This is a genomic window from Acinetobacter sp. SW-226 (genome assembly GCF_055632855.1).
Genome location: NZ_CM145752.1, coordinates 2036856 through 2052348, shown reverse-complemented (window position 1 = coordinate 2052348; position 15493 = coordinate 2036856). Strand labels below are relative to the sequence as shown.

Here is a 15493-nt window from a genome sequence, read left to right as displayed (position 1 = left end):
GATGAAAGAGCAAGCCAATCGCTTGGCGATGCAACATCTAGTCAATGCATACTCACAAGAAACAGGCAATTCTAATTTGCTTGAGAAGTATCAACAAAACTCAACTCAACTCGCGTTTAGCCAAGGTTTGACGCTGTTATCTTTACCACTCAATTTAATCCAAGCGCAGCTTTTTGTTCCGTTAAGCTATGTCAGCCGTGTTGGGCGACATCGTATTGCTGCTTTGCCTCAAATTTTTCAAAAAGGTCAGAAGCTTAACTTTAGCTCAGTTGCAATGGTCAGTCTGCTACTAGAAGAGTTGGTTCAGCAAACCCAAGGTCAAGTAGACGCGGCCTCATTATTAGAGCGTTGGATCCAAAGCCGTGATGCTTTACAACAGTTTTTAAATATTCGAGCAGATGATTTTGATGAGCTTGTTCAGGCTGAGCAAAGTTTTATCGCATCTGAACAAGCTTTGATTTTAGGGCATAGCATGCATCCTGCGCCAAAAAGCAGAACAGGCTTTGTACATGAAGACTGGCAGAAATATTCACCTGAAGCCAGAGGACAAACTCAACTTCACTATTGGCTAGTGGCACCCGAATATATTGCTGAAGGAACAGCACTTGAGAACCCTTTTTCAGAGCAATTGAAGCAAGAAATTCAATGGCATCTCTCAGAAGCCGAAAGTGTCACGCTGTCTACCTATGCACATTATAAATTATTACCCTTACATCCGTGGCAAGCCCGCTATTTACAAAGTAAAGCGTGGTTTAAACATTTAAAAACGAAATTGAAAATTATCGATTTGGGTGAAAAAGCCTGGCTCTTCTCACCAACAACATCTGTTCGCACTCTAGCTAGTTTTAGTGCGCCGTGGATGCTGAAACCTTCGCTTTCAGTGATGATTACCAACTCTATACGTGTCAACTTAGCCAAAGAATGCCATCGCGGTGAAATGACGCATCGGCTTTGGCATAGTGAATTGGGCCGAGATATTTTAAAACAATGCCCAAGCCTAAAAGCGGTCAATGATCCTGCATGGATTGCTCTACAGCTGAATGGTGAAATTATTGATGAAACAATCTGTATCGTGCGTGATCAGCCATTTGATCTAAAACAGCAAGTGACATGTATTGCTTCATTATGTCAGGACCATCCTATAAAAGAACGCAATCGTTTTAACGCATTATTTGAGCAAATCGCAGTTCAACACAGGCGAGATGATAAAATACAAATTGCCCACGACTGGTTTAAGGCTTTCTTAAATATCAGTCTGAGCCCACTCATGTATGTTTATCATCGTTACGGAATGGCCTTTGAGTCGCATCAACAAAATGTCTTGGTTGAGTTAAAAGATGGTTGGCCAGAGTTGCTGTGGCTACGTGATAATCAAGGCTTTTATTATATCGAAGAGTTTGCAACTGAAATTTTACAACAGTTCCCAGAGCTGAATGACAAAGCTCATGCGGTTGGACCAAAGGCATTTGTCGATGAGCGTTTTAGTTATTATTTTTTTGGTAATACCTTATTCGGCATTATTAATGCCATTGGTGCAACAGGCTATGTAAGTGAACACGATTTACTTACAGTGCTTCAGCAACATCTATTGGAGCTTTTAAAACAATATCCAGAGAGTAGTTTAATTCAGAATTTGTTGTATCAGCAGACTTTACCCTATAAGGGCAACTTGCTGACCCGATTATATGAACTAGATGAATTAATAGCAGCTGTTGAAAATCAGTCGGTCTATATTCAGTTAGCCAATCCGTTATGTATCAAACAAGAGGATGCTCTCTATGCTTGATTTTATTGCGATTGGCCTAGGGCCATTTAACTTAAGCCTTGCCAGTCTGTTGCATGAAAAGACGGAATTAAGCTATCTGTTCTTTGAGAAAAAAGCGCAGTTCGACTGGCATGCAGGTATGCAACTCCCCAATACAGTTTTGCAAGTTCCATTTATGGCAGACTTGGTGTCGATGGTCGATCCGACCAGCCCGTTGAGTTTTTTGAATTATTTAAAAACACAGCAGCGCTTATATAAATTCTACTTTCTTGAACAGCAACACATTCCACGTAGTGAATACAACCATTATTGCCAATGGGTGGCAGATCAACTCAGTCATATTCAATACCAATCAACAGTTAAGGCCATTTATGCTAAAAGTGAAGGTTATGAGGTCGTGGTTGAACAAGGTGGCCGTTTTATCCGTTACTTGTGCCGAAACCTAGTAATTGGTTCAGGTAACTTGCCTTATTTACCTGATTGTTTACATAAGTTACAGCAGCAAGTTCCTGAGAAATGTATTCATTCATCAGACTATTTGACACATCAAAAAGAAAAACTAAAAGGTAATGTCGTGGTCTTAGGTTCTGGCCAGTCTTCTGCTGAGGTTTTCTTGGATTTGTTCGATCAGCAGTATCAACATGATCGTACCAAAATAGCAGACTTCAAGTTGCACTGGCTGACGCGTTCCAATGGCTTTTTCCCGATGGAATATGCCCCTTTGGGGTTGGAACATTTTAGCCCGAACTATACCCAGCATTTTTACACGCTTTCGGAGTCACAAAAAGCTGCGCAGTTAAAAGATCAAGCGTTGTTGTACAAAGGTATTAGTGCCAAAACCATACGAGATATTTACCAAAGGCTCTATCACCGTAGTATTGCATCTACCCCGCAAAAAACACATTTGCATGCTCAAATTCAGTTGCTTGATGCTGAGTTGATGGAAAGTCAGCACATCAGATTAAGTCTTGAACATACGGTAACTCAACAGCGCTTCTATATGGATGTTGACTTTGTGGTTGCATCCACAGGTTATTACAGCCCTGAGTTTCCATTTTTGAAATATTTAAAACCTTTGATTGCAACCGATCAAATGGGGCGCTGGAAAGTCAGTCAAGATTATCGTTTACAGCATAGTGCAATGGGCGAAATTTTTGTGCAAAACCAAGAGATGCATAGTCATGGTGTTGGTACACCAGACTTAGGACTTGGTGCATTTCGAGCAGCGATGATTGCCAATCAATTGCTCGGTTATCAGCTCTATGAAATAGGAAGTAATGAGCAGACTTTCCAGCACTTTAAACCTGAGTTAAACCCCGAAGTGTATGTGCAGCATGGCATATCCACTCAGAGGGTATCAGTTTCAGTTCATTCTTTATCCAAGTCCAAAAATACTGAACAGCAAAAAATACAAACAGGTCTACATCCATCTATGACGGCCTATACATTCGAGAAAATAATATGAACTTTGCACAACTTCAAGTGAATCAGAAACAGTGGCGTTCAGCAGGACAGCGTTTAATCGAAATGGCGATTGCTGAATTTTTATATGAAGAAATTATTCAAGTGACTCATTTAAGAGACCACAGCTATCAACTTCTTTTGGATGATCAAAGCTATACCTTTAAAGCTCAGAACTATTTATTGGGACATTGGCAAATTGAGGAGGGTTCGGTACGCGAGTTGGGTGCGGTTGAGGATATTCCTGCATGGAACTTACATACTTTTATTCGCGCCTTTTCAAATCAAACTGAAGTTAAACCTTTTACTAAGGCGTATTTGATCAAAGAAATGAACAATACATGGTTAGCTGAAGCGCATTTATTTGATGAAAGTCGTTTAAGCAGTGCAGCGGTATTGACCGCATCGCATCATGAAATTGAAGGCATGTTGCGTGGTCATCCGTGGTTGATTATGAGTAAAGGTCGGATGGGTTTTGGTTATGATGATTATTTAAGTGCTGCGCCAGAACTTTCTCCAACTGTAAAAGTACTATGGCTAGCAGTCCATCGTGATCTAGCGGAATTTCGCTCTACCAAAGAGTGGCAAGCGGGGACACTCTATCAACATGAGTTAAGTGCAGAACAACTCACAAATTTTGAACAACAATTACATGACAGAGGCTGCTCTTGTCGTGACTATTTCCTCATTCCCGTACATGCATGGCAGTGGCACCAATGGTTAATGCCAACGTATGCTAATGAAATTGTAGATCAGCGTATTATCGAGTTAGGTATTGGAGACGATGACTACGTGCCGATGCAGTCGATTCGCACGCTTTGCAACATTAGTCAGCCTGAGCGGCATTATGTCAAATTACCAGTCAGTATTTTCAATACCGCAGTGTATCGAGGATTGCCATCTAAACGGAACATCGCAGCCCCAGCCGTCACAGCTTGGCTAAAGCAGATTCAATCTCAAGATCCAGACTTAAAACAGTCAGGTGTTGTATTCTTAGGTGAAGTCGCAACATTGACCATCCATCAGCCATGCTTTGATGAGATTGAAGGCGCGCCGTATCAGTTTAAAGAACTGTTTGGATGCTTATGGCGTGAAAGTATAGACCCAGTGATTGGAACTGGTGAACAGGCACTTTCGCAAGCAGCTTTGTTACATCGAGACATCAACGGACAGTCAATATTAGCTGTGTTGATTCAGGCCTCAGGTTTGAGCCCATTACAGTGGTTAAAACGCTTTGCTGAAGTATCTGTTACTCCACTCTTAATTTGTTTGTACAAATATGGCTTGGCTTTTTCTCCACACGGGGAAAATACCATGCTGATTCACACCAATGGCGTACCGCAGAAAATGGTGCTGAAAGACTTTATTGATGATGTCAACTTGGTCGATGAAGACTTCCCAGAGTTGGCTGGTTTACCTATTGAGGGACAAATTTTACTGCGACATCCTGCGCAGGAACTCAGTCATTTTATTTTCACTGGGCTGTTTATGGTGCATTACCGCTATATCTGTAATGTATTCCTACAAGACTATCCTGAGCATAGTGAAGTTGAGTTTTGGCAGACTATTTCATCAGTGATTGATGCGTTTCATCAGTCGCATCCAGAGTTGGCAGAACGTATTGAAAAATTTGCCATGTTTAGAGCAGAGTTTGAAAAGATTTGTTTAAACCGTGTGCGCTTATTTACCACCAGTTATAACGATGAGGCAGAACGTCCTGTCCCTGTATTTTTAGATCCAATTGCTAATCCTGTCAGCCCTGAAACCTTAAAACGCTGGTCAGAACAGGTAGCGAAATCAACTGATGATACAACTACAAAGCGTATCGCATCGTAAAACACTAAAAAATTAGAAGGCTTCCCCATGAAAACACTGTCACAGCAACTTCCCGATTTTTATGAATACTATGAGAATGAGACGCAATTTTACCTACGTCAAGTGCAGTATCCAGAGGATTTAGCACTGTTACATAAATGGATGCATGAGCCCCACGTTATACCGCAGTGGCAGCTGAATAAGTCTGAAATCGACCTTGCTGTTTATTTTGAAAAAATGTTGGCTGATGATCATCATCGGTTGTTGATCGTAGGGGTAGATGGTCAGGATGTGGGTTATACCGAAATCTATGAAGGCAAGCGTGACCGCCTTGGGCGTTATTACGATGGCGATGCTTTAGACCTTGGTTGGCACTTACTGTTTGGTGAAAAGTCAGCTTTCGGCAAGGGCTACTTGCGCCCAGTAATGCGCTTGTTGGGTTTTTACATTTTTGAGAATGCGCCATCCGAAAAAATTGTTGGTGAGCCTGACCATACTGTTAAACCTTATGCAGCAGTAGTGGAAGAAATGTGCTATGAGGCACAGCGCCTAATTCCGATGCCTGAAAAAACAGCCATGTTGTATTACTGCTTTAAACATAAATTCTATGAAAAATTTGGAGGGTATTTAACTCATTCAACTGCATTTATGCAAAACCACAACCCACTCAATAGGACTGAGGAATTTACATGAGCTATAGCTCAGAACATATACACATCATGAATATGCGATTTTCGGAGGATGTTACAGTCGCCGAATTTGAACAATGGCTCAGCCAAATTGAACGTTTTTTCTTAAAGAAACAAAACTTTGCTTTGGTCATGCAAACCGACGTTGGCACGGAATTTCCGGAAGAATACCGTCAACTGCAAGCGGCTTGGTACAAAACATACAAACAGCTTTTTTTTCAATATTGCTTGGGTTTAGTCCGAATTGCACAAGACCCGGCAGATCAACAACGATTGAATACACCCGCACTGCATGCTGCGTGGCGGGTGCCTTATTACGTCACGCTTGATCATTCTGATGCACTGCAATGGGCAGTGCAGAGGTGGATATGCAAAACCTAAATTCACAAAGAGCAACACGCCAAATCTCTGCTTTGAGCCTAGCCGTTGTTATTGTTTTATATCTGGCGCATGCCTTGCCTTTGTATTTTTACAATGTGGCATTACCAGCTATTTTGCGACATCAGGGGGTGGATTTACGTTGGATTGGAATGTTGTCACTGCTTTATATTCCATGGGCTTTTAAATTTTTATGGGCACCACTGATTGACCGACTCTATATCAAGAAGTTAGGGAAACGAAAAACATGGTTGCTTTTTACTCAAATAGCATTGGTTCTTGGCGTTCTGGCCTTGGCTTTTACCCAGTTCTCTTACGGATTGATCGTATTTGTTGTGATTGGTTTATGGATCTCAAGCTTTGCTGCGACTCAAGATATTGCTATTGATGGCTATACCGTTGAAGCTTTTTCAGAGTCCGAATACCGTCTAGGCAGTATGGCACAAAGTATTGGGGTCGCTTTGGGGAGTATGTTAGGTGGTGCGGCAACATTATGGTTGTACCAATATTACGGCTGGGAAAGCGCATTGGTGTGTTTAGCAGTCATGACAGCATTGACCATGTTTGCTGTTTTTTACATACAAGAGAATGCAAGTGAACAGACGAATATCGCTAAACAAGCTCCAAGCTTAATCCGTGCTTTTAAACGGCCAGAGATTTTATCGGCCTTAGCACTGATTTTGTGCTATCGCGTGGTTGAAGCACCTGCAATGGCGATGCTCAATCCGATGCTCATTGACCAAAAATGGACGCTTGCTCAAATTGGGGTGCTGATGTCTGTGATTGGCGCAGGCGTGGGCTTGCTCGCTGCCGTTACGGCAGCATTTCTTCTGAAAAAGTTGCAAGCTACTCAGTTGCTTATTTGGGCGGGGTGGTGTCGAACGGTGTTGTATGGAGTGATTGGCGCAGCCATTGTTTTGGGCTGGTTAAACCAGTGGCATTTACTCTTGGGGGGATTTGTGATTGTCATGCTTGCGATTCGTTATGTAGCAATGACTTCACTCTATGCCTATTTCATGCAGAGCAGTTCTAAAGAACAGGCAGGCACGGACTTCACCATTTTGGTGTGTTTTGAGCTACTGGTTTATTTCATCGGGGGAGCTACATCGGGATTTTTAGCCAAATCACTCGGATATGGCAATTTTTATATGGTATTGGCGGTTGCGTCTGTGGTCAGTGTACTACTGAGCCAATACATCATTTCACGTCATCAAAAAACTCAACAAAACTTTTGAATCAAGAAATTTAATAAAAGGAAAAAGATATGAGCCGTTTTATGTTACCTATGCAGTTGACTTGTTTAACACTTGCTGTATGTACACAATTGTATGCACAAGATGATGTCACTACAACATTAGATAGCCAAACAAACCGTGTTGAAGCTAAACAAAAAGAGGCTACACAACTGGCACCGATTGTGGTGACAGCAACTCGTTCTGCAAAGAGCATTGCGGATATTGCGGGGACAGTTTATAGCATTGATCAAGCTGAAATTGAAAAACAGGCCAATGCAGGAAAGAGTATTGCAGATATCTTGGGAATGTTAGTTCCATCTCTGACACCGAGTAGTGGAACGACCTCAAACTATGGTATGACCATGCGTGGTCGTGTAGTGCAATACATGATTGATGGTGTACCGCAAACAGGTTATCGCGATGGTTCACGTCAGTTAAATAGCATTCAACCGTCTATGATTGAGCGTATTGAAGTGGTTTCAGGGGCAACCAGTATTTATGGCTCGGGCGCAACAGGTGGGATTATTAATATTATTACCAAACGTGGTGGCCAAGACCCGATTAGCTTTGAAACTAAAGTTGGGATGACTGCGGGAAATAACTTTAAATCAGATGCTATGGCCTATGAAGCATCACAAAATATTTTGTTTAACCAAGGTGCGCTACAAGGGGCTTTCGGTGCCAGTTATACCACTCGTGGTGAAATTCAGGACAGCCATGGTCACCGTATTGGGCCTGAAGTTGCGCAAACAGACCGTCAAGATACGGATACATTAGATATCAATGGTCGTTTGACTTGGAATATTTCAGATAGTCAAAGTTTGAGTTTTGGTGCTCAATATTTTAATGACGAACAAGATAGTGAATATGGTCCTGACTATGGTCCGAGTTTAGCCTATTTAAGACGTGACCCAACCTATACTGCCAGTCTTGCTGCGGTTAAAGGCATGCAGTTAGAGACCCAACCGCAAACCGAACGCTATGCATTTAATACGCAATATGAAAATCAAAATGTATTGGGGCATACCTTAAATGCTGAAGCATACTATCGGAATGAGCAAGCACGCTGGTTCCCTTCTGCTCAGGCTATGGGAGGCGGTTTATATCTTGTTTATCAGTCGGAAACAGATATTGATGTTTACGGTGCGCGAGTTGCCTTGCAGAAACAATTTGACTTAAATGGTCGGAAGTTGGGGCTCAGCTATGGTATTGACTATGAAAATGAACAAGATGAACAAAATATTCAAATGTACGATAGTGCTGCATTTGTGGCTAGTAACGGTCTAAATTATAAGCCTTTTAATTATTATGCTTTTGGGCCAGATGTCGAAACAGAAAAGTTGGGTACCTTCATTCAAACAGACTTTGATGTGACAGATCGCTTAGGCTTAAAAGCAGGGGTACGTTATGAACGTGTAGAAAGCCAAGTGGATGAATCAACGCCTTATTTAGAGGCAATTACCGCTGACTTGCAACCAGGCTACCAAGCCAAGACTTTAAATGGCGGTAAAGTAAAGCATGACGCGACATTGTTTAATGTGGGTGCAGTTTATCACTTAAGCGATGCTCAACAAATTTTTGCAAACTTTTCCCAAGGCTCAAATTTACCTGATATTCAACGTATGCTTCGTGATGTGCCTGCAAGTTTTACAGTCAACAGCCAAACCATTGACCCAATTAAAGTGAATAACTACGAGTTGGGTTGGCGTGTGCAAGCTACAAATGGTCTAAATGCGGGCGTGACCACTTTTTATAATGACTCAGATAAAAGTTTAAAGTTTGGCCGTCCAAACTATACCATTGAAGTCTTAGATACAGATGAGCGCGTTTATGGTGTAGAAGGAAATGCGTCATATCGACTACAGCCAAATTGGACAGTGGGTGGAACCATAGCGTATACCCGTGGACAGTTCAAAAATACTGCTGGGAAATGGCAAGAACTAGATGCAATCAGAGTTGCGCCACTGAAAGGCACAGCATTTTCTGAGTGGCAGTTTAACAATGACATGAGTCTACGTGTTCAAGCCTTAGCTATTGGTGGTACGGATAAAGCAAAAAAAGACGCTGAAAAGTACGGTTCGACTGTTCCTGCTGAAATCAAAGGCTTTGCAACGATGGATGTGATTGCCAATGCAAAAGCAGGTCCTGGTACGATCGGCTTTGGGGTGTATAATGTGTGGAATACAGACTACAAATCGGTCTATAGTCAATCGGTTGAGTCGGTTTATGGGGCTATTTCAAGCTTAGCTGCTCAAGGTCGAACCTATGGTCTGAGCTATACATTGAAATACTAACTGTATGTCTAGAGGTAGCGTTCAGCTACCTCTTTACTTTGTAATCTCGCCTTAAAATATGGTTCAAATAATAAAATGAATAGCAATAACAATATTTTTATTGCAGGTAGTCTTGCCAATGGCGCCTGTTTCTCAATGATTTTACCTTTGCTTGCGCCCTTTATTCGGCAACTAGGGCTGACTGAGTTGCAAGGTGGTGCATTGGTGTCGGCTGGGGCATTAGTCATGGCAGTTTCTGCTATTTATATCGCTAAGCAAACCCAAAAATTCAGCATTTATCAACTATTAAGTATTGGTTTCACTGGTATGGCGTTGACATGGGGCTTATTTGCAGGTGTTCTTAGTTACGGGCTGAGTTATTCCATGTCGTTTATTGTTTTGTTTAGCTTACTCATATTGACCCGTGCCAGTACGGGCTTTTTTATGGCAATGCCACAAATTGCACTGCAAAGTTATGTCATGACGGCTTTTCAAAGTGAGCAGGATCGTAGTCAGAACATGGCAAAGTTTGGCGCACTAAACAGTATAGGTGTTGTCATTGGGCCTTTGGTGACGACCATGTTATTGACATGGAGCATGTTGACACCACTTTGGGGTGCCGTGGCTATTTTAACGGGTATGGCGGTTTGGATTGTACTTGGTTTTCAAGCAAAGCAAGCGCCACAGGTACAGGAACAAGCGGATACTACGGTGAAATTAGATACTCTGCCGATAGAAAAATTGCAATGGTCAAAATTAGGGATTTGGTTGTTGTTAGGTTTTAGTTTATATGTTGCGATTGTTACCTTAAATTTAACTGCTGGTTTTTATATTCAAGATCGCTTCCATTTCGATACCTATCAAAGTGCAATTTATTTTTCTCAGTGTTCATTGATTGTGGGGATCGCACTGGTTTTAATGCAATTGGCGATTTCAAAACGACTCAATTGGTCAATTAAACAATTATTATGGTTCGGTCTAGCGACAATGGTCTTGGGGTTAATACTTTCAGTCAGCGCTAGCCAGATTTGGGTTTTTCAAGCCGCTTATCTTTTTTATGGTATTGCTGTAGCTTGTTTAATGCCCGCTTTTACCACAGGGGCAGCCCAAACAGCGTCAACCACGCTACAAACTAAAATAGCCAGTTTATGTACGGCAACACAGGCTTTAAGTTTTGTTTTCGCGCCGTTGCTGAGTACTGGACTCTATCAGGTGAACCAACATTTGCCCTATTATTTTTTATTGGCACTAATGATGGGCTTAATGCTGTATTTTGCTTTTAAAGGCATTAAAGAGCAGAATTTTAGTCGTATTAGCTGAAGCTATTATTGTGCCTTAGCTGAGTAGATAAACTACTGTTTTAATTAAACTTGGACCAAAAAGAACCATAAAGATACCTGCTAAAACCATACTGAGACAGGCTGCTACGCCTTCTTCTTTATGGCGTTTGAACGCAGTGCTGGTACCAAAACCATGTGCTGCATTGCCCAAAGATGCTCCTTGAGCGAATTTGGAATCTAGTTTTAGGACTAACAATACAGAATTGGCCAAAAGTCCGCCGACTATACCAGTGATCACAGTGAATAAAATCACCAGATCTACAGAACCACCAACGGCCTTACTGAGCTCCATGGCAAAAGGGGTAGAGATAGAACGACTCATCAAACTGTAACTGGTTACAGCATCAAAATGAAACAAACGTGCCAAGTAAAAAGAGCTAAGTACTCCAACCATCATGCCGATGATAATACCTAATGCTATAGAGAAAGCATGTTGTTGAATGACTTTGCGATACTCAAAGATTGGAATGGCGAAAGCAACTGTCGTAGGGCCTAACATCCATACGAGCCACTTACTGTAATACATATAGTTGTCATACTGAATATGGAACATCATCATACATAGGATGATGAGACAAGGGATTAGAATGGTTGGTGAGAATAACAGATAGGGATATTTCTGATAAAAATTTTTACCCCAAATATATGCCAGTATGGTCCCGATAAAACAGATTAAGGCTACAAAATGAATATGCATGGTGGTTCCTTAAACTTGTGTATTGAGCTGATGGGGTCGTTTGGTCTTTTTTTGAAACTTTTCTTCAAGCTTAAAGCCTAAGGAGACACAGTAGGCCGTGCAGGTCATTACGCAAATGGTACCAACAACAATAGATAAAACCAGTTGCCAGCCTTGAGTAAGAAAGAGATGTTTATATTTAATTAACCCGATGACACAGGGGATAAAAAATAATAATAGCTCAGTGAGGAGTAGATCAGAGCCTGACTTAATCCATTCTAGTTTGAATAATCCTGTTAACAGTGCAATAAGCAAAAGTGTTAAGCCGACGACTCCACCAGATACAGGCAAGGACAGCGTAGCTTGTACAAACGTACCGATATACCAAATGGTCATTAGCAGGCCGACTTGAAGAATTGAACGATAAACCAGTTTGAACGGACGCATCTGATGTCCACCATGTTTGGATTGTTAGTGTTATTTTAAGTTTGACCTAGGGTGGTAATTATGAATAATAAAATAATAATTATGCTTATCTGGAATAATTTTGGATTTTAAGACCCTTAAAATATTTGTGCAGCTAGTGAAAAGCCAAAGTTTTAGTGTAGCTGCTGAGGAACTTTATTTAACTCAACCCACTATCAGCAAAGTATTAAGGCAACTAGAAGATGAAATTGGCTTACCCCTCTTTCATAAAGGGCAAGCAGGACGAAAGCGAGAAGTTAAATTGACCTATATGGGGGAACAGCTGTATCAGCATGCATTGCAGATTTTACAACAGCAACAGCAAATTTTTGAAACTGCTGATCAGATTCGAGGGGTAAAGCAAGGTGTGCTGAGACTCGGTCTGCCACCTTTAGGTTCAGTCCTTTTAAGCTCATTGATTGCTAAATTTCATAAACTTTATCCCAATATTGAGTTGAATTTTTTAGAAGTCGGTGCAACAGGAATTGAAGAAGCAATTTTAGCGAAAAATATTGATGTTGGTATCTTACTGGGAGAATTAAAGCCTAGTATTCAGGGGATACAAATTATTGATTCGCCGCTGTGTTTGCTTTCCAACCATGACTCACAATGGAGAAAGCGTGACGTGGTGCAATTTGCCGAGCTCAAAGAAGAATCGTTTCTGCTGTATGCAGATACCTTTACATTGAACCATGTGATATTGGAAGCAGCTATGGCAGCAGGCTTTGAACCCAAAGTATTATGTAAAAGTAGTCAGTGGGACTTTATTGCCAAAATGGTCGAGTCTGGTGTCGGTATTGCTTTATTACCACAAATTTATTGTGAGCAATTAGATCGCGCAAAATTCAGTGTCAGTTTAGTGGAACAACCAAGTTTGCGCTGGAACTTAAATATGGCATGGAATTCCACAGTAGTCATGAATCCTGCTACTCGTGCATGGTTGTCGATCATTGATGAATATAAAGATCAAATTCATTTTTAGATGGCTCATCTCCAGATAGAATTTGTTAAAAAAATGATCGCTATGGTTACGGTTCGATTACCTAAAATTACTTTTTGTTTACAAAAAAATGCTTAAACCCTAATCTATTGATCAATAAATAAACAAAAATGTTTCAGGAAATCTGAGGATCAAATTTGTGCCCGGTTTTTGTATAGTCTAAGTGCAAACATAAAAACGGAGGCTAAATGTTTAAATTTAAAAATGATATTGTGCATGGTGCGCTTTTTGACATGGATGGAACAATGTTTGATACCGAACGTTTACGGTTTCAAACCTTGAAACAGGCATCCAAAGAGCAGATTGGGGTCGAGTTTTCAGATGCCTACCTCATGGCTTGTTTAGGTTTAAGTGCACGTAGTTCTGAAGCGCTAGCTCAAAAGCAATATGGTCAAGAAGTTCCTTACGGGGACATTCGTAAGCGAGCTGATGAATTAGAATTAGAAACAGTGCGCCAATATGGTGTTCCGATTAAAAAAGGATTGGTACAAGTTCTAGAACGCCTACGTAAAGCAGGATTACGTATGGCCGTGGCGACCTCTAGTCGAAGAGCGATTGCTGAAGAGTATTTAATCAATGCCAATGTTTATAAGTTTTTTGATGTCTTGGTCTGTGGTGATGAAGTTGAACAGGGGAAGCCACATCCTGAAATTTTCCTTAGTGCAGCGCAAAAGCTGAACCTCGCACCTGCACAGTGTTTCATGTTTGAAGACTCTGAAAATGGTATCCGTTCGGCACATGATGCTGGGGGCATCTGTGTACTGTTCAAAGATATTAAAGAACCGAATGAAAGTATGTTGGGTCATGCCAATTTCTACTTTGAAAGTATGTATGATTTTCTTGCGGAGTTAGATGTTTATAGCTCACATTTGGAAATGCCCAATTTACAAGAAAGCTTTCCTCAAACTTTAAATCAACTCACTGTTGGAATTCACGGCTTTGGTGCGATTGGTGGCGGTTATATCGCACAAATTTTATCGCATTGGGATGGTTATACGCGTCCTAAAAAAATCTATGCGTCTACACGGAATAGCTTATATCGCTCAGCCGTTAACGCATTTGGGGCATATTGTATTCGCTATGGGCAAGTGTCTTATGATGAACGTATTGAAAATATGCATATTATTGATGCTGAAGACTTACAGCAGATGCATGCCATGTACGTCGAGTCGAGTTTAATTGCGATTTGTTTAGCTGAAAATGCTCTAGTCAGTGAAGCAGCAACCATTGCACAGGGCCTCTATGCACGCTATCTAGCACAAGATGAGCAAGTTCAAACTCCACTGACGCTGTTAATTATCTTAAATAAAATAGGCGCCAAGCAGTTGGTTCTTGAGCAGGTACGTAAAGCCTTGGTGGAATTAACAGACCATGCTGTTGCCGATTTTATTTTAGAGCAGCACTATTTCTGCGATACGGTAGTCAACCGTATGGTGTCTAAGCTAAGCGATAAAAATCTATATCGTCAACTGTGCATTAAATACAATATTTTTAAGCAATATCAACTTGATGATGAGAGTAATCAAATTGAAGTTGAAGATGTCAGTAAACTCAGTGCAGATCAAGAACGCCGTGCCAGTGAATATGTTGAGGATTTGAGACAAAACTTTCAACCGAGCCATATTTTACAGCATATGGATTTAATTCTATTCAATGCTGAAATGGATATGCCAATCTATGTAGAAAACAAAAGTCCCTTACTCAGTAAAATGCGTCAAATGATCTTGGTCGATCAAATTTCAGATATTCAGCTCATTAAAAACCGCTTATGGAATGGCGTACATGCCATGACTGCATGGTATGCCAGCCTACTCGGGCATCAGACCATTGGAGTAGCGATGGGTGATCCGCGAGTGCAGTGTTATGTTGAAAAACTGCTTGCAGAAGTGACGCAAGGTCTGACGCATTATCTGCCAAAACGCAAAAATGATTTAATACGATTGGCAAAAAGTTTTGATCAGTCATGCCAGTATGCTTATAAAGACCCATGCAGCCGTGTTGCGCGTGACCCACTGCGTAAGTTGAGCGCATTTGAACGTGTTTTTTCATCGGTTGCTTACAATGTCTCGCATGGATTTTCTTTTGAAGCCTTATTAAGTGGTGCAATTTTTGGCTATGCATACCTGATGATAGAAGATGATCAGCCAATAGAAAGCCTTTTGGTTCATTTGAAACAACAGCTTCAACAGATGTCGCTGTCTAAAGAACATAAAAAAGCTTTGTATTATGTCATGGAAAAACGTCTCAATGAGCTACAAAACGGTGAAATTGAAATAGTAGACTTTATGTTCCAGACGCAGCAAAAGGCTTTAAAAGCCAGTTATGTGTAATGGGGTAGTGCATAGCTACAATTAGATGTTTAAAGAGAAGTCCAGGTAAAAGGGCTTTTCTTCTGT

General features: G+C 41.1%; 12 protein-coding genes. 10 read left to right on the top strand and 2 right to left on the bottom strand.

Going from position 1 to position 15493, the window contains the following annotated elements; all coding sequences use genetic code 11:
• The first annotated feature begins 1 nt into the window (after position 1).
• From ACZ8ZH_RS09815 to ACZ8ZH_RS09780, 8 genes are all read left to right on the top strand, one after another.
• A complete protein-coding gene (locus ACZ8ZH_RS09815) occupies positions 2-1786 on the top strand; it encodes an IucA/IucC family protein (RefSeq protein WP_119063907.1) in 1785 nt (594 codons plus the stop codon).
• Positions 1779-3230 carry a lysine N(6)-hydroxylase/L-ornithine N(5)-oxygenase family protein gene (locus tag ACZ8ZH_RS09810; protein WP_086209239.1) on the top strand — a complete coding sequence of 484 codons (1452 nt, stop codon included), beginning with the start codon at positions 1779-1781 and terminating at the stop codon, positions 3228-3230. Before ACZ8ZH_RS09815 ends, ACZ8ZH_RS09810 begins: the two co-directional genes overlap by 8 nt.
• On the top strand, positions 3227-5062 hold the full coding sequence (locus ACZ8ZH_RS09805) for an IucA/IucC family protein (RefSeq protein ID WP_119063908.1): 1836 nt from the start codon (positions 3227-3229) through the stop codon (positions 5060-5062). Before ACZ8ZH_RS09810 ends, ACZ8ZH_RS09805 begins: the two co-directional genes overlap by 4 nt.
• A 27-nt stretch (positions 5063-5089) precedes the next feature.
• Entirely contained in the window at positions 5090-5734 is a 645-nt protein-coding gene (locus ACZ8ZH_RS09800) for a GNAT family N-acetyltransferase (protein WP_086209237.1), read from the top strand.
• Positions 5731-6111: a hypothetical protein gene (locus tag ACZ8ZH_RS09795; protein WP_086209236.1), complete on the top strand. Its 381-nt coding sequence runs from the start codon at positions 5731-5733 to the stop codon at positions 6109-6111. The genes ACZ8ZH_RS09800 and ACZ8ZH_RS09795 overlap by 4 nt, the downstream gene beginning before the upstream one ends.
• Entirely contained in the window at positions 6099-7343 is a 1245-nt protein-coding gene (locus ACZ8ZH_RS09790; RefSeq protein WP_322873880.1) for an MFS transporter, read from the top strand. The genes ACZ8ZH_RS09795 and ACZ8ZH_RS09790 overlap by 13 nt, the downstream gene beginning before the upstream one ends.
• Before the next feature lie 29 nt (positions 7344-7372).
• Positions 7373-9637 carry a TonB-dependent receptor gene (locus tag ACZ8ZH_RS09785; RefSeq protein ID WP_119063909.1) on the top strand — a complete coding sequence of 755 codons (2265 nt, stop codon included), beginning with the start codon at positions 7373-7375 and terminating at the stop codon, positions 9635-9637.
• Positions 9638-9712: 75 nt separating this feature from the next.
• On the top strand, positions 9713-10936 hold the full coding sequence (locus ACZ8ZH_RS09780; RefSeq protein WP_119063910.1) for an MFS transporter: 1224 nt from the start codon (positions 9713-9715) through the stop codon (positions 10934-10936).
• 15 nt (positions 10937-10951) lie between these two features.
• On the opposite strand, the gene ACZ8ZH_RS09775 is transcribed toward ACZ8ZH_RS09780, so the two are convergent.
• Both ACZ8ZH_RS09775 and ACZ8ZH_RS09770 read right to left on the bottom strand, forming a co-directional pair.
• A complete protein-coding gene (locus ACZ8ZH_RS09775; protein ID WP_086209233.1) occupies positions 10952-11653 on the bottom strand; it encodes an LrgB family protein in 702 nt (233 codons plus the stop codon).
• A gap of 9 nt (positions 11654-11662) precedes the next feature.
• Complete coding sequence (locus ACZ8ZH_RS09770) at positions 11663-12079, bottom strand: CidA/LrgA family protein (RefSeq protein WP_119063911.1); 417 nt, start codon at positions 12077-12079, stop codon at positions 11663-11665.
• Between the two features lie 100 nt (positions 12080-12179).
• Here ACZ8ZH_RS09770 and ACZ8ZH_RS09765 point away from each other — a divergent pair, with 100 nt between their 5' ends.
• A complete protein-coding gene (locus ACZ8ZH_RS09765; protein WP_086209231.1) occupies positions 12180-13079 on the top strand; it encodes a LysR family transcriptional regulator in 900 nt (299 codons plus the stop codon).
• A 206-nt stretch (positions 13080-13285) separates the two neighbouring features.
• Entirely contained in the window at positions 13286-15427 is a 2142-nt protein-coding gene (mtlD, locus tag ACZ8ZH_RS09760; RefSeq protein WP_119063912.1) for a bifunctional mannitol-1-phosphate dehydrogenase/phosphatase, read from the top strand.
• Positions 15428-15493: the final 66 nt, after the last annotated feature.